Origin of the sequence: Paraburkholderia unamae (assembly GCF_003096875.1) — a bacterium.
Classification (GTDB): Bacteria; Pseudomonadota; Gammaproteobacteria; order Burkholderiales; family Burkholderiaceae; genus Paraburkholderia; species Paraburkholderia unamae.
Map to the genome: position 1 here is coordinate 276,147 of NZ_QEOB01000007.1, position 22,487 is coordinate 298,633.

The window sequence follows — 22,487 nt, forward strand, 5'->3', positions numbered from 1 at the left end:
CCGCGCAATGAAAAATGGGCGCTTCGTAGCGCCCATTTTTACCGGCTAGCGTCGCGGCAGCGTTTGCCGCGGAGCGCGTTCGTCGTCGTACAGCACATATTTGCGGCCTTCCACGTGGTGCGCGATGGTGCTGCGCACTTCGGCTGCCGTCACGTCTTCCGCCACGACGCGGCGCGAGATGCGCCCGTCGCCGTCGATCCACTCGACAATGCGGCAAGTGCTGCCCCAAGGTTGCATGAGCGGCTGCGAAACCCGGCAGCCGCGTACGACGATCGAACGATCGCCGACGGACGTATCAGTCTGTTTCAAGTCGCTATCCTTTTTGCTCTGGACACGTGTGGAACATCGGCCCCAAGGATAGGGAAATCGCGAATCGAAAAGGTTACAGCGGCGACCAGGGTTGTTACTAATCATTACGCGACAGTACAGGCGTTTTTGCCTGCGCCGCCGCGCTCAATCGAGTTCGCGCACCCGGTCGATCGCCTCCTCGATGCGCTCCACCGCAATCACCTGTAAACCTTCGATCGGCTGTTTCGGCGCATTGGCGCGGGGAATCAGCGCGCATGAAAAGCCGAGCTTCGCCGCTTCCTTCAAGCGATCCTGGCCGCGTGGCGAGGGTCGGATCTCGCCGGCCAGCCCCACTTCGCCAAAAACGATCAGACCCTTGGGCAACGCCTTGTTACGCATCGATGAATGGATGGAGAGCAGCACGGCCAGATCGGCGGCCGGTTCGGTGATCTTCACACCGCCCACGGCGTTGAGGAAAACATCCTGATCGAAGCACGCAATACCCGCGTGCCGATGCAGCACCGCGAGCAGCATGGCGAGCCGGTTCTGCTCGAGGCCGACGGCAAGGCGCCGCGGATTGGGCACATGCGCCGTGTCGACGAGCGCCTGCACCTCGACGAGCAGCGGCCGCGAGCCTTCCTGCGTCACGAGCACGCACGAACCGGGCACGCTTTGCTCGTGCTGCGAGAGAAAGAGCGCGGACGGATTCGCCACGCCGCGCAAGCCCTTCTCGGTCATCGCGAACACGCCCAGCTCGTTGACCGCGCCAAAGCGGTTCTTGAACGCGCGCACGAGACGGAACGACGAATGCGTGTCGCCCTCGAAGTACAGCACGGTGTCGACGATGTGCTCCAGCACGCGCGGGCCCGCGAGGTTGCCCTCTTTCGTCACGTGCCCGACCATGATGATCGCGGTACCCGACTGCTTCGCGATGCGCGTGAGCTGCGCCGCGCATTCGCGCACCTGGGCGACCGAGCCCGGCGCGGACGTCAGCGCTTCGGAATAGATCGTCTGGATGGAGTCGATCACGGCGACATCGGGCTTTTCCGTCTCGATCGTCGCCTGGATTTTTTCGAGCTGAATTTCGGCGAGCAGTTGGAGCTCGCTCGCCATCGAGCCCGGATCGAGCAGCGCCAACCGTTGCGCGCGCAACGCGATCTGCGCCGCCGATTCCTCGCCGCTCACATAAAGCGCGCGACGCTCCGCGGCGATCTGCGCGAGCGACTGCAACAGCAGCGTCGACTTGCCGATGCCCGGATCGCCGCCGATCAACACCACGCCGCCCGCCACGAGCCCGCCGCCCAGCACGCGGTCGAACTCGCCCACGCCGGTGGTGAAGCGCGGCACGTCGGACGCCTCGATATCGGCGAGACGGCGCACCGGCGCGCTCTTCGCGAGCGACTGGAAGCGGTGGCTGCCCGCCGTTTCCGCCACGCCTTCCACGAGTGTGTTCCACGCTCCGCACGCGGGGCACTGGCCTTGCCACTTGGGCGCTTGCCCGCCACATTCCGTGCACGTATACAGCGTCTTGACCTTCGCCATGCTCTTTGCCATGGCGTTATTCGGCGCGCACCGGCACGCGCGGCGCCACCGCGCACATCAGCTCGTAGCCGATCGTGCCGCAGGCTTTCGCGACGTCGTCGATCGGCAGGTTCGCACCCCACAGCTCCACGCGCGCGCCCACGCCCGCGCCGTGCACCGGCGTGAGGTCGACGGTGAGCATGTCCATGGAGACGCGGCCCACGACGCGTGTGAGCACGCCGTCGACGATCACCGGCGTGCCTTCGGGCGCGACGCGCGGGTAGCCGTCGGCGTAACCGCACGCCACCACGCCGATGCGCATGGGCTTGCGCGCCGTGAAGGTCGAGCCGTAGCCGACGGTTTGCCCTTCGGCCACGTTTTGCGTCGCGATGAGTTCCGAGGCGAGCGTCATGGCCGGTTGCAGGCCCACGCCGTCGAGCGCCGTGGCGACGCCCGAAGGCGAGGCGCCATACAGAATGATGCCGGGCCGCACCCAGTCGAAGTGCGTGGACGGATGCCAGAGCGTGGCGGCCGAATTGGCGAGACTGCGCGTGCCCGCAATGCCCTGCGCGCCGCGCTCGAACGCCGCCATCTGCTCGCCCACGCCGCGCGGCGTGTCGGCATCCGCGAAGTGGGTCATCAATGTGATCTGGCCGATGCCGGCATTCGCGCGCGCGCGCTCCCAGGCGGCGCGATACTTCTCAGGCGTGTAGCCGAGCCGGTTCATGCCGCTATTCATCTTGAGCTGGATATTGACCGGCTTCGAGAGCCGCGCCATTTCGAGCATGCGCATCTGCTCATCGCAATGGACGACGGTCGTGAGGCTATAGCGGTCGATCACGTCGATGTCGGTCGGCCGGAAAAAGCCTTCGAGCAGCAGGATCGGACCTGCCCAGCCGAGCTCGCGCAGCTTCGCCGCCTCCTCGAGGTCGAGAAGGCCGAAACCGTCCGTCGCGCGCAGGCCCGGAAACGCTCGCGCAAGCCCGTGCCCGTAGGCATTGGCCTTCACGACGGCCCAGATCTTCGACTGTGGCGCGTACTTGCGGACGACGGCGAGATTATTGGCGAGAGCGGCGGTATGAATCGTTGCTGAGAGGGGGCGCGGCATGGGAGATATTTTCACAAAGACGCTTTTGAATCAGGAGCTTACAGGGTGTTTTCAGCGCCCGGCAGGCCCGCCTGATGGGCGGTCAAGGATTGTGCTAGTCCGAATGCACCTATTTTCGTGATATAAAGCCCTGCGCACAACCCATTTCGAACGTAATAAGCCCGGATGCCTCCCACCCGTCCGGGGCGGACGGACCGCAGCGAGGAAAGCATCGCATCAGATGAAAAAAGGCTTTTACACCATCATGGCCGCGCAGTTTTTTTCGTCGTTGGCCGACAATGCGCTCCTGATCGCTGCAATTGCACTGCTGAAAGATCTCCACGCCCCGAACTGGATGACGCCGCTGCTCAAGCTGTTTTTCGTCCTTTCCTACGTCGTTCTTGCCGCCTTCGTCGGCGCCTTCGCAGATTCCCGCCCCAAGGGCCGCGTGATGTTCATCACGAACACGATCAAGGTCGTGGGCTGCGCCATGATGCTGGCGGGCACCCACCCTTTGCTCGCCTACGGCGTGGTGGGCTTCGGCGCGGCGGCCTATTCGCCTGCCAAATACGGCATTCTCACCGAACTGTTGCCGCCTGAGCGCCTCGTCGCCGCCAACGGCTGGATCGAGGGCACCACGGTCGGCTCGATCATCCTCGGCACCGTGCTGGGCGGCGCGCTGATCAGCCCCCACATCGCCTCGCATGTGATCAAGCACACGCCCGCCGCGATCAACACGCCGGCCGAAGCCGCGATGCTCGTCATCATGGTGATCTATGTGATCGCCGCACTCTTCAACCTGCGCATTCCCGACACCGGCGCACGCTACCCGCGCCAGCAGCACGGCGTCGTGCGCCTCATCACCGATTTCGCCGATTGTTTCAACACCCTCTGGCACGACAAGCTCGGCCAGATCTCGCTGGCGGTCACGACGCTCTTCTGGGGCGCGGGCGCGACGCTCCAGTTCATCGTGCTCAAATGGGCCGAAGTGTCGCTCGGAATGTCGCTCTCCGAAGGCGCGGTGCTCCAGGCCGTGGTGGCCGTGGGCGTGGCGGCCGGCGCGATGATCGCCGCCGCGCGCATCCCGCTCAAGAAGTCGCTTTCGGTGCTGCCCGTCGGCATCATCATGGGTATCGCCGTGATGCTGATGGCGTTCTACACGCGCCATCTCTTTCCGCCGCATTGGGGCCTGCATATCGGCCATCTGCGCATTCCGGGCTACCTGGTTTTCGCCTACATCTTCCTCATGATCGTGGGCGGTCTCTCGGGCTTCTTCGTGGTGCCGATGAACGCGCTGCTCCAGCATCGCGGCCACGTGCTGCTCTCGGCCGGCCACTCCATCGCCGTGCAGAACTTCAACGAGAACCTCTCGGTGCTCATCATGCTGTGCCTCTATGCCGTGCTCGTCTGGCTCGACGTGCCGGTGACCATCGTCATCGTGCTGTTCGGCACTTTCGTCTGCCTGATGATGTGGCTCGTGATGCGCCGCCACCAGGCGAATCAACGCTCGTTCGACTCGGTCGCGCTGATCGGCGAAAATCACAGGCATTGATCACCGGCGCGCGGGCGCGTGGATGCGAGCCGCTGCACGCGCTTGCATAGCCGCCCGCCGCGTTTGCCGAACCGACTCTTTCCTGCGCACGCGCGGCTGGGCCGTCCAAACCCGCCGCGCGCGACGCGCACCTGACGCTGCCATGAACTCACCGATTTTCAACGTCCTCACGATCGCCGGCTCCGACTCGGGCGGCGGCGCCGGCATTCAGGCCGACCTCAAGGCGCTCTCCGCACTCGGCGCCTACGGCGCGAGCGTCATCACGGCGCTCACCGCGCAGAATACGCGCGGCGTCACCGCGATCCACGCGCCCGACGCGGACTTCGTGACCGCCCAGCTCGACGCCGTGTTCGACGACATCCGCATTGACGCCGTGAAGATCGGCATGCTCGCGAACGCCTCGATCGTGCGCGCCGTGGCCGATGCGCTGCGCCGCCACCGCCCGCCGCGCGTCGTGCTCGACACCGTGATGATCTCGAAGAGCAACCACGCGCTGCTCGCACCCGAGGCCGTGGCCGCCCTACGCGACGAGTTGCTGCCGCTCGCGGGCATCGTCACGCCGAATCTGCCGGAAGCCGCCGCGCTGCTCGGCGTGGCGCCCGCCACCGACGAAGCGGCCATGGTCGAACAAGGCGAAGCGCTGCGCTCGCTCGGCGCGCAGGCCGTGCTGATGAAAGGCGGCCACCTCGGCAGCCAGGACAGTCCCGACTGGCTGATCGAAGCGGGCGGCACGCTGCGCCTGGGCGGCCCGCGCGTGCCGGTCACCAATACGCACGGCACGGGATGCACGCTTTCTTCCGCGATCGCGGCGCTCTGGCCGCAACGCGGGGCGCTCGCGCCGGCGGTCGGCGAGGCCAAGCAGTATCTGACTGCGGCGCTCGAAGCGAGCCAGCGCCTCGACGTCGGCCACGGCGTCGGGCCGGTGCATCATTTCTGGCGCTGGTGGTGAGCGAGATCGCGCTCGCTTGTTGACGGGCTTGTTGACGGGCTTGTTGACGGGCTTATCGCCGGTCTTGTTGACGCGCGTATTCGGCCGCGAGTTCGGGCCAGTCGTCAGGAACGATGAAGCCGCGCGAGCACTCGCGATAACCGCCCGCGCTGTCAGCCATGAAGGCGGCGACGAGCGCCGGGTCGTGCGGCCGGGTGAGCGCCGCGAGTAGCGTTTCGGGGTCCGCCGGAGCGGCGAGCGCCGTCAAGATGGCGTCGCCTCCCGGCTGCGCCGCGTCGCGCGGCAGCGTACGCGGAGCGAGCCACGCGAGCCTTGGCAGCGCACACCAGCCACTGGCCGCTTGCCGCTGCGCGAATGCCGGCCACTCCGAACGCGTCACCCACCAGCCGCGCCCGTGATCGGCGGCAAGCTCCGGGGCGTCTTGCACGGGTGACGGCATGACCTCTCCCGCGCGATAAAAGAGCCTGCCCTTCACGAGCATCTGCGCGGGCCACGGACCACCGAGACCGAGCGAAGCGAACTCTTCACGCTCGGTCAGGCGTAGTTGATGTTCTCGCAGATGGGCGAGCTTCAGATCGAAGCGATCGCGCAGATTCGGTCCCACGTAATCCGCAAGCGATGCGCCCGCGTCACCCGCCCCCACGTGCAGGTAGAACTTCACCGCCAGTTCCCAATGCAGGCGTTCACCCGAGCGCGACTGCACGAGAAAATCGCACTCGCCCAGCGTGCGCCCCGCGTGGCGCAGCGCCACATTCTGCGCAACGAGCCGCGCGGCAGGACCGTTCGCGAGAAACCAGCCAAGCAGGTTTTCGGCATAGCGCCCGAGTCGCGTGGTCGGCGCGGCGGCAAGCGCTTCGTGCAAACGCGCGGGATCGCGATCGAGCCGGACGAGCCAGTCGCGCGCGGCGTCCGGTCCCCCAGCATCGGCCCACAGCTGCGCGAGCGGGGCCAAGGGCGGTTGTGCGCGCAACAGATCGGCGCTGAAGAGCAGCCATGCGAGATCGCGCACGGCCCAATCGGTGAGGGTGTCGAGTGCGTCGCGGCTGGCGGGCTCGACAGCGCGGGCGGCGTCGAGCGGCCCGCCCTCGCCTGCGGCACCGGATGCGTCCGCCGGCCGCGCGGCGTTCATCAGTCGCCGCCGGACGCCGCGCGCCACGTATCGCGCGCAAGACAGAGATCGGCCCAGGCCTTCGCTTTGTCCTGGAGACTGCGCAGCAAATACGCGGGGTGGTAGGTGACGATGACGGGCACGCCTTCGTACTCATGCACGCGTCCGCGCAGCGACGCGATGCTGCCGTCGGTCTTGAGCAGGCTCTGCGCCGCGAAGCGGCCGAGCGCGACGATGATCTTCGGCTTCACGAGCGCCACCTGACGTTGCAGATACGGCTCGCAGCGCGCGACTTCATCGGGCTCGGGATTGCGGTTGCCGGGCGGCCGGCATTTGATGACGTTCGCGATGTAGACGTTCTCGCCGCGAGCGAGCGAGAGTGCGCGCAGCATGTTGTCGAGCAGCTTGCCCGCCTGGCCGACGAAGGGCTCGCCCTGGCGGTCCTCGTTTTCGCCGGGCGCCTCGCCGATCAGCATCCATTCCGCCTCGCGGTCGCCCACGCCGAACACGGTGTTCGTGCGCTTCTCGCACAGGCGGCAGCGCGTGCACGACGCAACGCGCCCGGCGAGCGCGTCCCAGTCGAGCGTCGCAACGTCGTCGCGCGCGGCGCTGTTCGACTGCGCGCCTGCAGCGTCGTGCGGCAACGCCGGCTCGGCGACACTGTCGAACCAGGCGAAATCGTCTTCGGTGAAGGGCGGCGGTTCGTCGGAAGAAAGCGGCGCCGCCTTCACGCCGGGCGCGGCTCGCGCGGCCGCTTCGGGCGCCGGCAATGGATCGGCCTGTTGCGCGACGGTTTCACGCGGCGCGGCAACCGGTGTCGCAGCCTGTGCGACCGGCGCTTCGACGCGCGAGCGCGTCGGTTCAGGCGCGGCCTCGCGCGCGATCGGCGGCGCAACGGCTATCGCTTCGCCAGCGGCTTCGGCAGCCACTTCGACTGACGCCGGTAGCGCCGCCACGGCAGTCTGTGCGCCCTTGCGCACCCAGCGCGGCGCGAGCCCTAACTCCTCCAGCGCGATCTCATCGAGCGGCATCCGCGCCCTCCCCTGCAAAAGAAAAACGCATCACGAGTGCGTCCTCGCGGCTGTGATGCCGCGCCGGATAGTAGTTCTTGCGACGGCCGATCGTGACGAACCCGAACTGCTCGTACAGGCGGATCGCGCGATGATTCGACGGCCGCACCTCGAGCAGCAGCCCTTCGAGCCCCTGCGTGTGCGCAATGCGCACCGCCTCGCGCAGCATCGCGAGGCCCGCGCCCACACCTTGCGCCGGAGGCGCCACGCACAGGTTCAGGAGATGCATCTCGTCCACCACCGGCATCAGCACGCAATAACCGATCAGCGTGCCCGTGACGTGGCGCATGCACAGGCCGTAGTAGCCGTTGCGCAGCGAGTCCTCGAAGTTGCCGCGCGACCACGGAAACTCGTAAGCCAACCGCTCGACGATCACGACCTCATCCAGATCGCTCTCGGTCATCGGCGACAGATAGCGCTCCGTCATGAGCACGCCGCTCATCGTGAGCCCTCGCCACCGGTCCCGCCTGGCTGTGCCCCGGCCTTCGCGGCCAGACGCTCGGCCGTGGTTTGAGCGACCTTGTTGCGCACGTATTCGGGCGCGGCCTGGTCGGCGCGTTGCGTGCGACCCGCGTGATACGCGCGCAGCGCCGCGTGGGCGAGCGGCAGCGCATGCGGCAGCGCCTCGCCGTCGACGGTGCGCGCGGCAGCGGCGGCGCTCAGCCGTGCGCCGAACGCGGCGGCCGCGTTGCCCGCCAGCGTGAAGGGCTCCTCGGGGGCGAGGATGCGCTCGGGCGCGTCGAGCGACGCGCCTTGCAGCGTGCGCCAGTCGCCGGCTTCGGCGTCCCAGGCGTAGTCGGCCCAGTAGGCTTCGTCCATGCGCGCGTCGAGCGCGGCCAGCACGCGTGTGGCGCCGGGGTCGCGCAGCCGCGCGCTTTCCGCGCACACGAGCAGCGTGCCCACCGGCACCACCGGAATATCGAGGCCGAACGCGAGCCCCTGAGCCACGCCCGTTGCGGTGCGCAGCCCCGTGAACGAGCCCGGCCCCGCACCAAACGCAATCGCGTCGCAGTCGGCGAGCGTCAGCCCGGCTTCTTCGAACAACTCGCCAATGGCCGGCAAGAGGCGCGTGCTGGACACCGCGCCAGTGGCCTCGTGGCGCACCCAAACGCTCACTTCGGAGCGCGACCCGGCGGTGGGCTCGAGGGCGGTTGTGCCACCGGCGGAGGGGGAAGCCTGCGCGGCGCCGGGGGCGACGCGAAGCAGCGCGACCGAGCAATATTCGGTCGAGGTATCGAGGGCAAGCAGCACGGTTTCATTCATGAGCGCTATTGTAATGCCCCGCCCCCCGCGCGGGCCCCCGCCGCTCGCCATGCGGCGCACACGCCATCGCGTGGAGGGGCGCGAGCGCCCATGCGTTCGCGCCCCGAGTGGAGGAATCGCTCCAGCCTTTCGCCGGGTTGCGCTGCTACCATCGGCGCAGACCTGAATCAACATGCGGAGAAAAAGACCATGAGCGATGTGAACGCCCTGTTCGCGCAAGCCCAGCAAGACGTGCAGCAACTCCCGGAGCGTCCCGGCAACCTGACGCTCCTGCGTCTGTACGCGCTCTTCAAGCAGGCAACCGAAGGCGACGTGCACGGCGACAAGCCCGGCTTCACCGATATCGTCGGCAAATACAAGTACGACGCGTGGGCCGCCCTGCAAGGCACGGCGCAGGATACGGCGAAGCAGCAGTATGTCGAGCTCGTCGAGTCGCTCAAGAGCGGCGCCACGAGCTGATCTCCACGCGGGTCCCGCAGTTTCCCCTTAGCCGCCCCCACGGGGCGGGCCGCGTGAGCGCACGCCGTCCCGCCCGCCTCCTCTTGCGCCGCCCGCCCCCTGCGGCATATTGTTCTGGCGCGACGCAACAAAACGAGATATAATCTGCGCTGCGTTGCTGCTCCGGTCGCCAGTTCGATCAGCGCAACGCCACGTAGCGTTAAGCTCCAATCCAGTTTAGAACCTGTCCCCCCCTGCCGTGGCCCTGTTTTCGGGCCGTCAAGAATCAGGCTGGCGACTGGCCAATCCCGGCCTTGGTCGCACCCAAAACAGCTTCTAACGAAAATCCGCGGATGTGTGCGGATTGCCCCCGTTTTTCGATTTGTTCGCAAAATCCGACGACTTGGGTATGCCGATTGGCGCCGACGTTCTATTTCCTGTGTACCAAGGATTTTCATGACTTCGAGCAATACCCAAAGCCCCCTCGACGCGATCGCCAACGACGCCCTCGGTCTCGACGCCGCTGCCAGCGCTGAAGCGCCTGTGCAAGAAGCCGCCGACACCCCCACGGGTCCGACGTTCGCATCGCTCGGTCTGTCGCCGGAGATCGTCTCCGCGCTGACCGCGGCGGGCTACAAGGCTCCGACGCCCGTGCAGGAACGCGCCATTCCTGCCGCGATCGCCGGCCGCGACCTGCTGGTCTCCAGCCCGACCGGTTCGGGCAAGACCGCAGCATTCATGCTGCCCGCCATCGAGCGCTTTGCCCAGATTCAAAAGGCCCAGGCCGCCCAGCCGCGCGAGCCGCGTCCGCAAGGCGCGAACAGCCAGCAAGGCGATCGCCGCCAGCGCCGCCCGCAACCCGTGGCGCGCCCCGGCCTCCTCGTCCTCACGCCCACGCGTGAGCTCGCCATGCAGGTGACGACGGCCGCTTCGACGTACGGCCAGCACCTGCGCCGTCTGCGCACCGTCAGCATTCTCGGCGGCGTGGCTTATGGCCAGCAACTGATGCTGCTCGCGAAGAACCCCGAGATCCTCGTGGCGACGCCGGGCCGTCTGCTCGATCACCTCGAGCGCGGCCGTATCGATCTGTCCGAACTCAAGATGCTCGTGCTCGACGAAGCCGACCGCATGCTCGACATGGGCTTCATCGACGACATCGACACGATCGTGGCCGCCACGCCCGAATCGCGTCAGACGATGCTGTTCTCGGCCACGCTCGACGGCAAGATCGCGTCGATCACGGGTCGCCTGCTGAAGGACCCGGAGCGTATCGAGATCGTGCGCAAGGTCGAAGCGAACTCGAACATCGCGCAAACCGTGCACTACGTGGACGACCGCGATCACAAGGACCGTCTGCTCGACCATCTGCTGCGCGCCGAGAGCCTCGACCAGGCCATCGTCTTCACGGCAACGAAGATGGACGCCGACCAGCTGGCCGGCAAGCTTGCCGACGCCGGCTTCGAAAGCGCCGCGCTGCACGGCGACCTGCCGCAAGGCGCGCGTAACCGCACGATCCGCGCCCTGCGCGAGCGTCGCGTGCGCGTGCTCGTCGCGACCGACGTCGCGGCGCGTGGCATCGACATCCCCGGCATCACGCACGTCTTCAACTACGACCTGCCGAAGTTCGCCGAAGACTACGTGCACCGTATCGGCCGTACCGGCCGTGCAGGCCGCTCGGGCGTGGCGGTGAGCCTCGTGCATCACGCCGAGCAAGGCGCGCTCAAGCGCATCGAGCGCTTCGTGCGCTCGCCGCTGCCCGTGAACGTCGTGGAAGGCTTCGAGCCGCGCAAGGCACCGCCGGCCAACCGAGGCTTCGGTGGCCGCGGCCGTCCTGGCGGTGGCAACGGCGGTGGCCGTCGCTTCGGCAATGGTGGCGGCAACGGCAAGCCGGGCGGCTACGGCGCACGCGGCGGCAATGGCGGCAACGGTGGCGATCGCAACGGCAACAGCTGGGGCAACAAGCCGGAAGGCTCGCGTGGCGGCTATGGCGCCCGTGAAGGCGGCTACGGTTCGCGTGAAGGCGGCTTCGGCGGCGGCTCGCGCAGCGGCGAAGGCAACCGCGGCGGCTACAGCCAGCAACGCGAAGGCTACGGCCGCTCGCGCGAAGGCGGTGGCGGTTACGGCGCGCGCCGCAACGACGGCCCGCGTGGCGCACGTCGCGACAGCTAAATAACCGACAACGGCGTGTGGCGCGGCCTTCGAGCCGCCCCGCCGCCGCAGCGAAATGCTCAAGGACCGGTGCCCAGGCACCGGTCTTTTTTTATTTCCACGCAAATTTCACGATATAAAAAATTTTTTTGCTTCGTAAAAAATCGTGCTGCGTGGCACAAAGCGCCTGATTGCAAGATGGAAAATCACTTTTCACATTGCAAAACTAACAGTGTAAATAATTGATTTTATTAAAATAAAAACATCGAAAAAAGCACCTTGCCTGCCTGTTGCCGGCCGATCGATTTGCCTAGACTCTTATATAAGAGTTAGCGAAACGAAACGCCCAAATCCAGTCCCGGCGCCTTCGTTTCTTGAGATTCAAGCGGTTCAGCCGTTCGGTATCAGCGATCCACTTATCCGGTAAACGAAGGAGCACGCCATGTCGACACGTCAACAGCAAGCCCAGCAACTCCAACAGCAATGGGAAACCGATCCGCGCTGGAAGGGCATCAAGCGCAACTACACCGCTGAAGACGTCGTGCGCCTGCGCGGTTCGATCCAGCCGGAGCACACGCTCGCGAAGCTCGGCGCCGAGAAGCTCTGGAAAGGCGTGAACACCGAGCCGTTCATCAACGCACTGGGCGCGCTCACGGGCAACCAGGCCATGCAGCAGGTGAAGGCCGGCCTCAAGGCGATCTATCTGTCCGGCTGGCAGGTCGCGGGCGACGCCAATCTCGCGGGCGAAATGTACCCCGACCAGTCGCTCTATCCGGCCAATTCGGTGCCGCAGGTCGTCAAGCGCATCAACAACACACTCACGCGCGCCGACCAGATCCAGTGGTCCGAAGGCAAGAATCCCGGCGACGAAGGCTACACCGACTTCTTCCAGCCGATCGTGGCCGACGCCGAGGCGGGCTTCGGCGGCGTGCTCAACGCGTTCGAACTGATGAAGGCGATGATCGAAGCGGGCGCGGCAGGCGTGCACTTCGAAGACCAGCTCGCTTCGGTGAAAAAGTGCGGCCACATGGGCGGCAAGGTGCTCGTGCCGACGCGCGAGAACATCGCCAAGCTCACGGCCGCGCGCCTGGCCGCCGACGTCTGCGGCGTGCCGACCGTGCTGCTCGCCCGCACCGACGCCGAAGCCGCCGACCTCGTGACCTCGGACATCGACGACAACGACAAGCCGTTCCTTACCGGCGAGCGCACGGTGGAAGGCTTCTTCCGCACGCGCAACGGTCTCGAACAGTCGATCGCGCGCGGCCTCGCCTACGCGCCGTACGCCGACATGATCTGGTGCGAGACAGGCAAGCCGGATCTCGAGTTCGCGAAGAAGTTCGCCGAAGCGATCCACAAGCAGTTCCCGGGCAAGCTGCTCTCGTACAACTGCTCGCCGTCGTTCAACTGGAAGAAGAACCTCGACGACGCGACCATCGCCCGGTTCCAGCGCGAGCTGGGCGCGATGGGCTACAAGTTCCAGTTCATCACGCTCGCGGGCTTCCACTCGCTGAACTACTCGATGTTCAACCTCGCGCACGGCTATGCGCGCCAGAACATGAGCGCGTTCGTCGAGCTCCAGCAGGCCGAGTTCGCCGCCGCCGAAAAGGGCTTCACCGCCGTGAAGCACCAGCGCGAAGTGGGCACGGGTTACTTCGACGCCGTGACGCAGACGGTCGAGCGCGACGCGTCGACGACCGCCCTGCACGGGTCGACCGAAGACGAACAGTTCTTCGACAAGAAGGTGGCGTAAGACCACCGGCAGCAACGGCAGGCGCAAGCCGCCGCGCACGAGACGGCAGCCGGCGCGCGTTACCTTGGCGGGGCGCGTCGGCCGCCCAACGGCGCGGCATGCGCGCGCCGCAAGGCGTTTCAGGGAGAAGCCGTAGAAGCGGAAGCGGCAGGTGGTAGCAAGCAGGGAGCAGCGACAACAAGAAAGACACAGGCCGCGCGCGCCGGACAGAATCCGGCTCGCGGCACGCCCAGCCAACGCACCGGGCGTGCAGGGCCATGTGCTTCGTCGCGTCTGCGGACCCGCCACCCGGCCCCAACCTAGCGGTACACGATCACCGGAATCTTCGTATGGGTGAGCACGCGCTGCGTTTCGCTGCCGATCAACAGGCTGCCGAGCCCGCGCCGCCCGTGCGAGGCCATGAATATGACGTCGCAGCCGCCCGCTTCGGCGGCTTCGATGATGCCGAGATACGGCGATGGATGCACGCTCGTGCGGCTCTCGCAGCTCACGCCCGCGTTGCGTGCCGCCGCCTCGATTTCCTGTAGATGCACGCGCGCCTCGCGCTCGCTGCGCGTCTGGAAGTCGCCGGGCGGCTCGATCACCACGTCGGCATAAGGCGAGTATGGGTACTGCGGCAGGCACGCGTAAGCCGTGACGCGCGCGCCGACCGTGCGGGCGAGGTCGATCGCGCCGTCGATCGCCTTCTTCGACAGCTCCGAGCCGTCGGTCGGAACAAGGATGTGCTTGAACATGGCGCCCTCCGTGGTCTGGCGGATGATGGGCAAGTCAGGCGGCGTCTCGCGCTGGCGTGCGCAAAGCCCCCCAGGTCGATTGTAGTGCGCGAAAAAACCGCGCAAGCCGTGCGTGCGGGTCATCCCGGATATCGGAAACACGCAGCGCGGCCCCTATCCCCAGTAACCGGGTTGACCGTAGGTATGCTTGAGATAGTCGAGAAAGAGGCGAACGCGCAGCGGCAGATGCCTACGCTGCGGAAACACGGCATGAATGCCGATGGGCGGCGCCGCGAATGCGTCGAGCACGCTCACGAGCCGGCCCGCAGCGATGTCCTCCCCGACTTCCCACCACGAGCGCCACGCAAGTCCGTGGCCTGCGAGACACCATTCGTGCAGCACCGCGCCGTCCGAGCATTCCATCGTGCCCCCCACGCGGATCGACATCACCTTGCCGTCCTGCTGGAATGCCCAGCCGCGCTGCTGGTTCGCGCTCGCGCCGAACGCGAGGCAGTTGTGGCGCGCGAGATCGGCGGGCGTGTCGGGTTGGCCGCGCCGCGAGAGATACGCGGGCGCGGCCACGCACACGCGGCGGTTCTCGCCAAGCTTGAGCGAAACCAGGGACGAATCGGGCAGTTCGCCCAGACGCACCGCGCAATCGAAACCTTCATTGACGAGATCGACGAGCCGGTCCGACAGATCGAGCGTGAGCGTCACATCCGGGTGCGCGACCGTGAAATCGGGCACGAGCGGTGCGACATGCCGCCTGCCGAAGCCGGCCGGCGCCGACACGCGCAAGTGCCCGCTCGCCTTCACGCCGCCCGCCGACACGCTCGCCTCGGCGTTCTGCATGTCGTGAATGATGCGCTGGCAGTCCTCGAGGAACGCGGAGCCTTCGAAGGTGAGCGTGATGCGCCGCGTGGTGCGCACGAGCAGCTTCACGCCAAGGCGTTCCTCCAGCGCGTCGATGCGCCGGCCGATGATGGCGGGCGCCACACCCTCGGCCTGGGCGGCGGCGGAAAGGCTGCCCTTGGCAGCCACGGTCACGAAGGTTTCGATCTGCTTGAAGCGGTCCATGGGTGGGCAATACCGGCACTGAGCAACAGAAATAGAGGGAAAGACAAATCAGGTCGCCAGATTAGGTGGGTAAAAGTAAAAGATCAAGTGATCAATCCCGCCTTTTTCAGTGATACGACTCATGAATACAATCGACCTCGACCTCTGAAGATGGAGTGCAAGGCTATGTCGGCCACAACGACACCACTCGCAACCGCAATCTCCTTTCCCAAGGCAGTGATTTTCGACGCGTACGGCACGCTGTTCGACGTGCACTCGGTCGTCGCTGCCGCCGAGCAGATGTTTCCAGGCCAGGGCGAAGCGCTCTCGCAGCTCTGGCGTCTGAAGCAGATCGAATACACGCAGCTGCGCACGCTCTCGGACCCCGCCGGCGCGCGCTACCGCCCGTTCTGGGACATCACGCTCGACGCGCTGCGCTACGCCGCGCGCCGCCTGAACCTGCCGCTCACGGGCGCGGGCGAAAAGCGTCTGATGGACGAATACGCGTGCCTGTCCGCGTTCCCCGACGTGCTGCCCGTGTTGCGCCGCCTGCGCGAGCCGCACGAAAACGGCACGCGCACGGGCCTCGCCATCCTCTCGAACGGCAATCCGCAGATGCTCGACATCGCCGTGAAAAGCGCCGGTATGAGCGGCCTGTTCGACCACGTGCTCTCCGTCGACGCCGTGCGCGCCTACAAGCCCGCCGCCGCCGCGTACGCGCTCGGCACGACCGCCTTCGACGCCGCGCCCGGCGAGATGGTGTTCGTCTCGTCGAACGGCTGGGACGCCGCGGGCGCGGGCTGGTTCGGCTACACCACGTTCTGGATCAATCGCCAGCGGCTGCCCGCCGAGGAACTCGGCGTCGCGCCGCACGGCACCGGCGGCGGCATGGCAGAACTCGCCGCCTTTATCGAAACCGCTGCGCCCGCCGGGCGAAGCCGCCCTCGCCCCAGCCCGGGCGCATGACGGCACGCCTCGCACGACGCAGCCATAACAACCACGCATTCACAATCTGACCGACCAAGGAGCAAGAAAATGGCGAACACGTTGCAACTGCCGCAAGGCATGCAGATCACGGCTGACATCCAGCCCGGCTTCGAAACGATCCTCACGCCCGAAGCGCTCGAACTCGTCGCAAAGCTGCACCGCGCATTCGAGCCGCGCCGCCAGGAACTGCTGAAGGCACGCGTCGAGCGCACCAAGCGCCTCGACGCCGGCGAGCGCCCCGACTTTCTTGCCGACACCCAATCCATCCGCGAAGGCGACTGGAAGATCGCGGCGCTGCCGAAGGACCTCGAATGCCGCCGCGTGGAGATCACGGGCCCGGTCGAGCGCAAGATGATCATCAACGCGCTGAACTCGGGCGCGGATTCGTACATGACCGACTTCGAGGACTCGAACTCGCCGAACTGGGAAAACCAGATCGTCGGCCAGCTCAACCTCAAGGACGCCGTGCGCCGCACGATTTCGCTCGAGCAGAACGGCAAGACCTACCAGCTCAACGACAAGACCGCGACGCTGATCGTGCGTCCGCGCGGCTGGCACCTCGACGAGAAGCACGTGACGGTGGACGGTCAGCGCGTTTCCGGCGGCATCTTCGACTTCGCGCTTTACCTCTTCCACAACGCGAAGGAACTGATTTCGCGCGGCAGCGGCCCGTACTTCTATCTGCCGAAGATGGAAAGCCACCTCGAAGCGCGCCTGTGGAACGACATCTTCGTCGCGGCGCAGGAAGGCGTGGGCATCCCGCGCGGCACGATCCGCGCGACGGTGCTGGTCGAGACGATCCTCGCCGCGTTCGAGATGGACGAAATCCTCTATGAACTGCGCGAGCATAGCTCGGGCCTGAACGCCGGCCGCTGGGACTACATCTTCTCGGCCATCAAGAAGTTCAAGAACGACAAGGACTTCTGCCTCGCCGACCGCTCGCAGATCACGATGACGGTGCCGTTCATGCGCGCCTATGCGCTCGAACTGCTCAAGACCTGCCACAAGCGCAACGCCCCGGCGATCGGCGGCATGAGCGCGCTCATCCCGATCAAGAACGACGCGGCCGCCAACGACAAGGCCATGGCCGGCGTGCGCTCGGACAAGGCGCGCGACGCAACCGACGGCTACGACGGCGGCTGGGTTGCGCACCCGGGCCTCGTGCCCATCGCGATGGAAGAGTTCGTGAAGGTGCTCGGCGACAAGCCGAACCAGATCGGCAAGCAGCGCCCCGACGTGAACGTCGCGGGCAAGGACCTGCTCGACTTCCGTCCGGAAGCGCCGATCACCGAAACGGGCCTGCGCAACAACATCAACGTGGGCATCCACTACCTGGGCTCGTGGCTCGCGGGCAATGGCTGCGTGCCGATCCACAACCTGATGGAAGACGCAGCCACCGCCGAAATCTCGCGCTCGCAGGTGTGGCAGTGGATCCGCACGCCCAAGGGCAAGCTCGATGACGGCCGCAAGGTCACGGCCGAATACGTGCGCGAGCTGATTCCGCAGGAGCTGGACAAGGTCAAGGCTTCGGTCGGCGGGGACACGAAGACCTACGAGCGCGCCGCGCAGATCTTCGAGCAGATGTCGACGGCGGATAACTTCGTCGAATTCCTGACGCTGCCGCTTTACGAAGAAATCTGATCGATCGGCAGAGCTAACGATCAGCCGATGAAAAAGGCCCGGCGGACGCAAGTCCGCCGGGCCTTGGTGCTTTCACGCACGGCGCACTCAGCGCAAACTCAGCGCGCCAGCCGGTGCGCGACCCAGTCGCCGCTTTCGATCTCGGGGCGTCCGGCGATGGCGCCAGGCGCGACCGGATAGTAAAGGCAGGCAATGCGTTCGCCCTGCACTTCGATGTTCACTTCCTTCGAAATGAACAAACCATCGACGCCCGGATAGACCTGTTCGATCTCGTCGAGCACGGGCAGCAGCGCATCGTCGATTTCATAGACGTCGCCCACCACCGTCGATTGCGCATCGGCGGCCTCGGTCACCATTCCCGGATAACTCCCGAAGTCGAACAGGCGGCCCGCTAGCCGCGTGAGACCGAGATGGCGCGGCCGCGCAATGGCGTGGCGATCCGCGGCGAGGTTGATGTCGTTGATCTCGCCCGCGCGCAGTGTGCCGTAGACGAACACGTATTTCATGGCGTTTTGCTCCTTCAAGGCGGCTCGCCGGACACGAGCTCGCTGCCGTTTCGGCGACATTATGCCCCGGCGCGCGCCGTGCGCGGCCCGATCCTCCGCACGCGAGCCGGATCGCCGCGAGGCGTCTACAATGAGTCCGCCAGCTCGCCCTTCCCCCGCATCAGGCCATGTCTCAGGACCCTCTCGCCCATTCACCCCGCGCCGAGCTGATCGATATTCCGCCCGAGTTCGCGCCCACGCCCACGCACCCCATTCGCGTGCGCTCGCGCCCCATGCCGGCCGGCATCTCCATCGCGCTGCACACGCATGCGTGGGCGCAGCTCGCCTATTCGTCGCGCGGCGTGCTGCGCATGGCGACGCCCGGTACGACGTGGATGGTGCCGCCCTCGCGCGCGATCTGGGTGCCGCCGTATGTGACGCACGAGGTCGTGATCGTCGAGGACGCCTTCCTGCGCACGCTCTACGTCGACGGTTCGGTGATTCCACCCGGACTGGACGCGTGCCGCGTGGTCGAGGTCTCGGGCCTGCTGCGCGAGACGATCGCGGCACTCGACGAACGGGGCATCACGCCGGCGCGCGAGCGCCTGCTCGGCACGCTGGCGCTCGACGAGATCACGCGCTCGGCCCCGCTGCCGCTCGCGGTGCCAATGCCCGAGGAAAAGCGCTTGCGCGCGCTGTGCGAGGCGCTGATCGCCGACCCGGCGGGACCGGGCTCGCTCGAATACTGGGCCGCTCACGTGGGTGCGAGCACCCGCACGATCGCGCGGCTCTTTCGCCAGGAACTGGGTGTGAGCTTCTCGCAGTGGCGCCAGCAAGCGATCCTCGCGCGCGCGATTCCACTACTCAACCAGGGGCGGCCGATGGCCATCGTGGCGCAGGAGCTCGGCTACCAGAGCCAGAGCGCGTTTTCGGCGATGTTTCGCCGCGCCTTCGGCGAGAGCCCGCGTGCCTTCATCGCCCGCGGCGCAGGCGAACGGGAAGAGGACGAACCCGAAGACTCCGTGGCCGCGACGCGCGACGCTACGCCATAAATTCAGACCAGCCGCGTCATATGGCGGATCGAGCCAAGGCGCGCAAGCCGCGGCCCCGCCACGCGGTAACCCATGCGCAGATAAAGACGCGCCGCCGGGTTATCGACGAACACGCGCAGTTGCAGCTCGCGCAGGCCGCGCTCGCGCGCCCACTGATGCGAGATGTCGAGCAGGAACGTCCCTGCGCCATTGCCTCGGTACCCTTGCGCGATCTGCACGTCGCGAATGTGCAGCGAGTCGCCCTCCTGCGTCACGCGCAGCACGCCGATCGCATCGCCATCGAGTTCGAGAATGAAGTTTTCGGATTCTCGATAGCTCGCCAGAAAGAGATCGCCGCGCCAGACGAGGTGATGCCGCAGGTAGTAGCCGCCCATGTTGTTGCGCGTGAGCGCCTCGGCGAATTCGAAATCGTCCATGGTGGCGTGGCGCAACTGGAAACGCGACGGAATGTCGTTCGGTGCGAACATGTCGGCAAGCAGGGAAACGTAGGTTTCGACAACGCTACGATAACGCGCAGCGCCCGGCAATCGCAGATTGTCCGTACGACGGGCAGAAATAGCGTGTAGGGAAAGGATCAGGAAAACATCAGGAACGCAGCGGGGAAAAGTCTGCGGAAAAAGAAAAAGCCCGTTGGACGTATCCAACGGGCTTTATTCTGGCGGAGCGGACGGGACTCGAACCCGCGACCCCCGGCGTGACAGGCCGGTATTCTAACCAACTGAACTACCGCTCCAGCTTGCTGCTCAACCTACGGGCGTCGGTCGATTCCCGTTGGCGGCGTCGCCGCATGACTTTCTTGGCGCCGCATTTTTATTTGGCGTCCCCTAGGGGATTCGAACCCCTGTACTCACCGTGAAAGGGTGATGTCCTAGGCCTCTAGACGAAGGGGACAACACAGGCTTTCGCCTTGAACTGCAATCCGTCCGATACGACTGAACGACTTTGAATCTGGCGGAGCGGACGGGACTCGAACCCGCGACCCCCGGCGTGACAGGCCGGTATTCTAACCAACTGAACTACCGCTCCAGCTTGCTGCTCAACCTGCGGGCGTCGGTTGATTCCCGCTGGCGGCGTCGCCACACTGCTTTGGCGCCGCATTTTAATTTGGCGTCCCCTAGGGGATTCGAACCCCTGTACTCACCGTGAAAGGGTGATGTCCTAGGCCTCTAGACGAAGGGGACAACACGGGCTTTCGCCTGTAATCGTCACTTTAACTAAAAAGCCCGCTCACAGTTTCTGAACGGGCTCGTTCTGGCGGAGCGGACGGGACTCGAACCCGCGACCCCCGGCGTGACAGGCCGGTATTCTAACCAACTGAACTACCGCTCCAACTCGACACAATCAGATGGATGTCGACTGACTTCCACCCGATGCTTCGCCAATCTCATTGACGCCGCTCATGTCTGGCGTCCCCTAGGGGATTCGAACCCCTGTACTCACCGTGAAAGGGTGATGTCCTAGGCCTCTAGACGAAGGGGACATGATCTTTTCAGATAATGCCGCTACCACACTTTACTGCCTGATCCTGCCAACTGCTTGTTCTGTTGGTGGAGGTAAGCGGGATCGAACCGCTGACCTCTTGCATGCCATGCAAGCGCTCTCCCAGCTGAGCTATACCCCCTTGCAGAACAGAAGCGAGATTATAAACATCAATTTCGCTTTCGTCAAGAGCTTTTGAATCGTTTTTTGTAGCGCTTCGAGGTTTTCTTGAAACTTCGTTGCCCGATTCTGCCGCTCTTTGCGTGAGATTTGCTGCTTCTCGCGCTCCGTATTCAACGGAGCCCGAATACTACAAGAACTCCCGCCCGGGCGCTAGGGCCCGAGCGAAAAATTCTTCAAATAATTTAGTTGGCGCCCGAAATGCCCTTCTCCAGGCGGCTCACCACGGCATCGCGGCCGAACAGCACGAGCACCGCATCCACCGACGGCGTATGCGTCGTCCCCGCCACCAGCAGACGGGCCGGCATCGCAAGCTGCGGCATCTTGAGCTTGTGCGTGGCAAGCGTGCCCTTGAGCGCGGCGGAGACGCCCTCCTTCGTCCACTCGGCGGCCTTGAGCGCCGCGGCGAGATCGGCAAGCGCCGGACGCACCGCGTCGGTCAGATGCTGCGCAAGCGCGTCCGCTTCCGGCTGCGGCTCGCGATAGAACATCATCGCGCTCTCGGCGATCTCCTTGATCGTGTTCGCACGATCCTTGAAGAGCGCCACCACGCCTTCGAGCGACGGGCCGTTCGCGAGCGCCGCCTCGTCCACGCCGAGCGCCGCGAAGAACGGCTTCGAGAGTTCGGCCAGGCGCGCGTGGTCCACTTCCTTCAGGTAGTGGTTGTTGAGCCAGTTGAGCTTGTTGTGGTCGTACTGCGCCGGCGACTTGCCGAGATGGTCGAGATCGAACCACTCGACGAACTGCTCGCGCGTAAACACTTCGGCGTCGCCGTGCGACCAGCCCAGACGCGCGAGATAGTTGAGCACGGCCTCCGGCAGATAGCCGGCATCGCGATAGCCCATCACGCTCATCGCGCCGTGACGCTTGCTCATCTTCTCGCCCTGCTCGTTGAGCACGGTGGGCAGGTGCGCGTAGACCGGCGGCTCGGCGCCGAGCGCGCGCAGGATGTTGATCTGGCGCGGCGTGTTGTTCACGTGGTCGTCGCCGCGAATCACGTGCGTGATCTTCATGTCGAGGTCGTCCACGACCACGCAGAAGTTGTAGGTCGGCGTGCCGTCCGGGCGTGCGATCACGAGGTCGTCGAGTTCTTCGTTCGAGATCTCGACGCGACCCTTCACGGCGTCCTCCCATGCCACCACGCCCGTAAGCGGATTACGGAAGCGCAGCACGGGCTGCACGCCTTCGGGCGGCGTGGGCAGCACCTTGCCCGGCTCCGGACGCCACGTGCCGTCGTAGCGCGGCTTCTCGCCGGCGGCGCGCTGGCGCTCGCGCAGCGCGTCGAGCTCTTCGGTCGACATGTAGCACGGGTACACGAGGCCGTTCTGCTCCATCTCCTTGAGCACTTCGCGATACCGGTCCATGCGCTGCATCTGGTAGAACGGGCCTTCGTCGAAATTCAGGCCGAGCCACGCCATGCCTTCGAGAATCGCATCGACCGACTCCGAGGTCGAACGCTCGAGGTCAGTGTCCTCGATCCGCAGCACGAAGACGCCCTCGTTGTGGCGCGCGAACGCCCAGGGGTAAAGCGCGGAGCGGATATTGCCGAGGTGGATGAAGCCGGTCGGGCTCGGCGCGAAACGGGTACGGACGGGAGTCGTGGTCATGGGCGATTACTCGAAGACGGTGCCGGCCGGCGGCGCGCGACGCTGGCGATGAAGGCAGCAACGGCGGCGGCGGACAGCCAGGGTTCGCGGCGCATTCGGCTCGCGCCTGAAGC

20 protein-coding genes and 7 tRNA genes are annotated in these 22,487 nt (G+C 65.9%); 8 read left to right on the forward strand and 19 right to left on the reverse strand.

The window, feature by feature from the left end:
- Positions 1-45: 45 nt before the first annotated feature.
- The 3 genes from C7402_RS16960 to alr form a co-directional block, all read right to left on the reverse strand.
- Entirely contained in the window at positions 46-309 is a 264-nt protein-coding gene (locus tag C7402_RS16960) for a DUF2866 domain-containing protein (RefSeq protein WP_181565608.1), read from the reverse strand.
- 144 nt (positions 310-453) lie between these two features.
- Entirely contained in the window at positions 454-1,830 is a 1,377-nt protein-coding gene (gene radA, locus C7402_RS16965; protein WP_116611386.1) for a DNA repair protein RadA, read from the reverse strand.
- A gap of 16 nt (positions 1,831-1,846) precedes the next feature.
- Positions 1,847-2,917 (reverse strand): alanine racemase, encoded by a 1,071-nt coding sequence (gene alr, locus C7402_RS16970; RefSeq protein WP_116611387.1) that lies wholly within the window; start codon positions 2,915-2,917, stop codon positions 1,847-1,849.
- Between the two features lie 220 nt (positions 2,918-3,137).
- Between alr and lplT the strand changes: the two genes are divergently transcribed.
- Both lplT and thiD read left to right on the forward strand, forming a co-directional pair.
- Positions 3,138-4,448 carry a lysophospholipid transporter LplT gene (lplT, locus tag C7402_RS16975; protein ID WP_112172827.1) on the forward strand — a complete coding sequence of 437 codons (1,311 nt, stop codon included), beginning with the start codon at positions 3,138-3,140 and terminating at the stop codon, positions 4,446-4,448.
- A 142-nt stretch (positions 4,449-4,590) separates the two neighbouring features.
- Positions 4,591-5,397 carry a bifunctional hydroxymethylpyrimidine kinase/phosphomethylpyrimidine kinase gene (thiD, locus tag C7402_RS16980; protein ID WP_116611388.1) on the forward strand — a complete coding sequence of 269 codons (807 nt, stop codon included), beginning with the start codon at positions 4,591-4,593 and terminating at the stop codon, positions 5,395-5,397.
- 52 nt (positions 5,398-5,449) lie between these two features.
- Here thiD and C7402_RS16985 read toward each other — a convergent pair whose 3' ends face one another.
- From C7402_RS16985 to tsaB, 4 genes are read right to left on the reverse strand one after another with little or no spacing between them, the layout of a single operon-like run.
- Positions 5,450-6,526 carry a DUF1853 family protein gene (locus C7402_RS16985; RefSeq protein ID WP_116611449.1) on the reverse strand — a complete coding sequence of 359 codons (1,077 nt, stop codon included), beginning with the start codon at positions 6,524-6,526 and terminating at the stop codon, positions 5,450-5,452.
- On the reverse strand, positions 6,526-7,536 hold the full coding sequence (locus tag C7402_RS16990) for a uracil-DNA glycosylase (protein WP_116611389.1): 1,011 nt from the start codon (positions 7,534-7,536) through the stop codon (positions 6,526-6,528). The genes C7402_RS16985 and C7402_RS16990 overlap by 1 nt, the downstream gene beginning before the upstream one ends.
- On the reverse strand, positions 7,523-8,017 hold the full coding sequence (gene rimI / locus C7402_RS16995) for a ribosomal protein S18-alanine N-acetyltransferase (RefSeq protein ID WP_116611390.1): 495 nt from the start codon (positions 8,015-8,017) through the stop codon (positions 7,523-7,525). The genes C7402_RS16990 and rimI overlap by 14 nt, the downstream gene beginning before the upstream one ends.
- The gene (gene tsaB, locus C7402_RS17000) at positions 8,014-8,838 is read right to left on the reverse strand and encodes a tRNA (adenosine(37)-N6)-threonylcarbamoyltransferase complex dimerization subunit type 1 TsaB (protein WP_116611391.1); all 825 of its coding nucleotides are present in this window, start codon (positions 8,836-8,838) and stop codon (positions 8,014-8,016) included. Before tsaB ends, rimI begins: the two co-directional genes overlap by 4 nt.
- 189 nt (positions 8,839-9,027) lie before the next feature.
- On the opposite strand from tsaB, the gene C7402_RS17005 reads away from it, so the two are divergent.
- The 3 genes from C7402_RS17005 (at position 9,028) to aceA (ending at position 13,174) form a co-directional block, all read left to right on the forward strand.
- On the forward strand, positions 9,028-9,297 hold the full coding sequence (locus C7402_RS17005) for an acyl-CoA-binding protein (RefSeq protein ID WP_112172832.1): 270 nt from the start codon (positions 9,028-9,030) through the stop codon (positions 9,295-9,297).
- Positions 9,298-9,732: 435 nt separating this feature from the next.
- Positions 9,733-11,445: a DEAD/DEAH box helicase gene (locus tag C7402_RS17010; RefSeq protein ID WP_116611392.1), complete on the forward strand. Its 1,713-nt coding sequence runs from the start codon at positions 9,733-9,735 to the stop codon at positions 11,443-11,445.
- 421 nt (positions 11,446-11,866) lie between these two features.
- Positions 11,867-13,174 carry an isocitrate lyase gene (gene aceA / locus C7402_RS17015; RefSeq protein ID WP_116611393.1) on the forward strand — a complete coding sequence of 436 codons (1,308 nt, stop codon included), beginning with the start codon at positions 11,867-11,869 and terminating at the stop codon, positions 13,172-13,174.
- 299 nt (positions 13,175-13,473) lie between these two features.
- On the opposite strand, the gene C7402_RS17020 is transcribed toward aceA, so the two are convergent.
- Entirely contained in the window at positions 13,474-13,908 is a 435-nt protein-coding gene (locus C7402_RS17020; RefSeq protein WP_112172835.1) for a universal stress protein, read from the reverse strand.
- A 153-nt stretch (positions 13,909-14,061) separates the two neighbouring features.
- Positions 14,062-14,964 (reverse strand): LysR family transcriptional regulator, encoded by a 903-nt coding sequence (locus C7402_RS17025; protein ID WP_112172836.1) that lies wholly within the window; start codon positions 14,962-14,964, stop codon positions 14,062-14,064.
- A 165-nt stretch (positions 14,965-15,129) separates the two neighbouring features.
- On the opposite strand from C7402_RS17025, the gene C7402_RS17030 reads away from it, so the two are divergent.
- Both C7402_RS17030 and aceB read left to right on the forward strand, forming a co-directional pair.
- Positions 15,130-15,909: a haloacid dehalogenase type II gene (locus C7402_RS17030; RefSeq protein ID WP_116611394.1), complete on the forward strand. Its 780-nt coding sequence runs from the start codon at positions 15,130-15,132 to the stop codon at positions 15,907-15,909.
- A 69-nt stretch (positions 15,910-15,978) separates the two neighbouring features.
- On the forward strand, positions 15,979-17,571 hold the full coding sequence (gene aceB / locus C7402_RS17035; protein ID WP_112172838.1) for a malate synthase A: 1,593 nt from the start codon (positions 15,979-15,981) through the stop codon (positions 17,569-17,571).
- A 98-nt stretch (positions 17,572-17,669) separates the two neighbouring features.
- Here aceB and C7402_RS17040 read toward each other — a convergent pair whose 3' ends face one another.
- A complete protein-coding gene (locus C7402_RS17040; RefSeq protein WP_116611395.1) occupies positions 17,670-18,077 on the reverse strand; it encodes a gamma-glutamylcyclotransferase family protein in 408 nt (135 codons plus the stop codon).
- 167 nt (positions 18,078-18,244) lie between these two features.
- Between C7402_RS17040 and C7402_RS17045 the strand changes: the two genes are divergently transcribed.
- Positions 18,245-19,108 carry an AraC family transcriptional regulator gene (locus tag C7402_RS17045; RefSeq protein WP_116611396.1) on the forward strand — a complete coding sequence of 288 codons (864 nt, stop codon included), beginning with the start codon at positions 18,245-18,247 and terminating at the stop codon, positions 19,106-19,108.
- 2 nt (positions 19,109-19,110) lie between these two features.
- Here C7402_RS17045 and C7402_RS17050 read toward each other — a convergent pair whose 3' ends face one another.
- The 9 genes from C7402_RS17050 to gltX form a co-directional block, all read right to left on the reverse strand.
- The gene (locus C7402_RS17050; protein ID WP_112172935.1) at positions 19,111-19,575 is read right to left on the reverse strand and encodes a GNAT family N-acetyltransferase; all 465 of its coding nucleotides are present in this window, start codon (positions 19,573-19,575) and stop codon (positions 19,111-19,113) included.
- Positions 19,576-19,764: 189 nt separating this feature from the next.
- A tRNA-Asp gene (locus tag C7402_RS17055) sits at positions 19,765-19,841 on the reverse strand.
- An 82-nt stretch (positions 19,842-19,923) separates the two neighbouring features.
- Positions 19,924-19,999, reverse strand: a tRNA-Glu gene (locus tag C7402_RS17060).
- Between the two features lie 58 nt (positions 20,000-20,057).
- Positions 20,058-20,134, reverse strand: a tRNA-Asp gene (locus tag C7402_RS17065).
- A gap of 79 nt (positions 20,135-20,213) precedes the next feature.
- Positions 20,214-20,289 (reverse strand) — tRNA-Glu (locus tag C7402_RS17070).
- A 71-nt stretch (positions 20,290-20,360) separates the two neighbouring features.
- Positions 20,361-20,437: transfer RNA gene (locus C7402_RS17075), tRNA-Asp, on the reverse strand.
- Positions 20,438-20,512: 75 nt separating this feature from the next.
- Positions 20,513-20,588, reverse strand: a tRNA-Glu gene (locus tag C7402_RS17080).
- Between the two features lie 65 nt (positions 20,589-20,653).
- Positions 20,654-20,729, reverse strand: a tRNA-Ala gene (locus C7402_RS17085).
- Positions 20,730-20,952: 223 nt separating this feature from the next.
- The gene (gltX, locus tag C7402_RS17090; RefSeq protein ID WP_116611397.1) at positions 20,953-22,374 is read right to left on the reverse strand and encodes a glutamate--tRNA ligase; all 1,422 of its coding nucleotides are present in this window, start codon (positions 22,372-22,374) and stop codon (positions 20,953-20,955) included.
- Between the last annotated feature and the right edge of the window lie 113 nt (positions 22,375-22,487).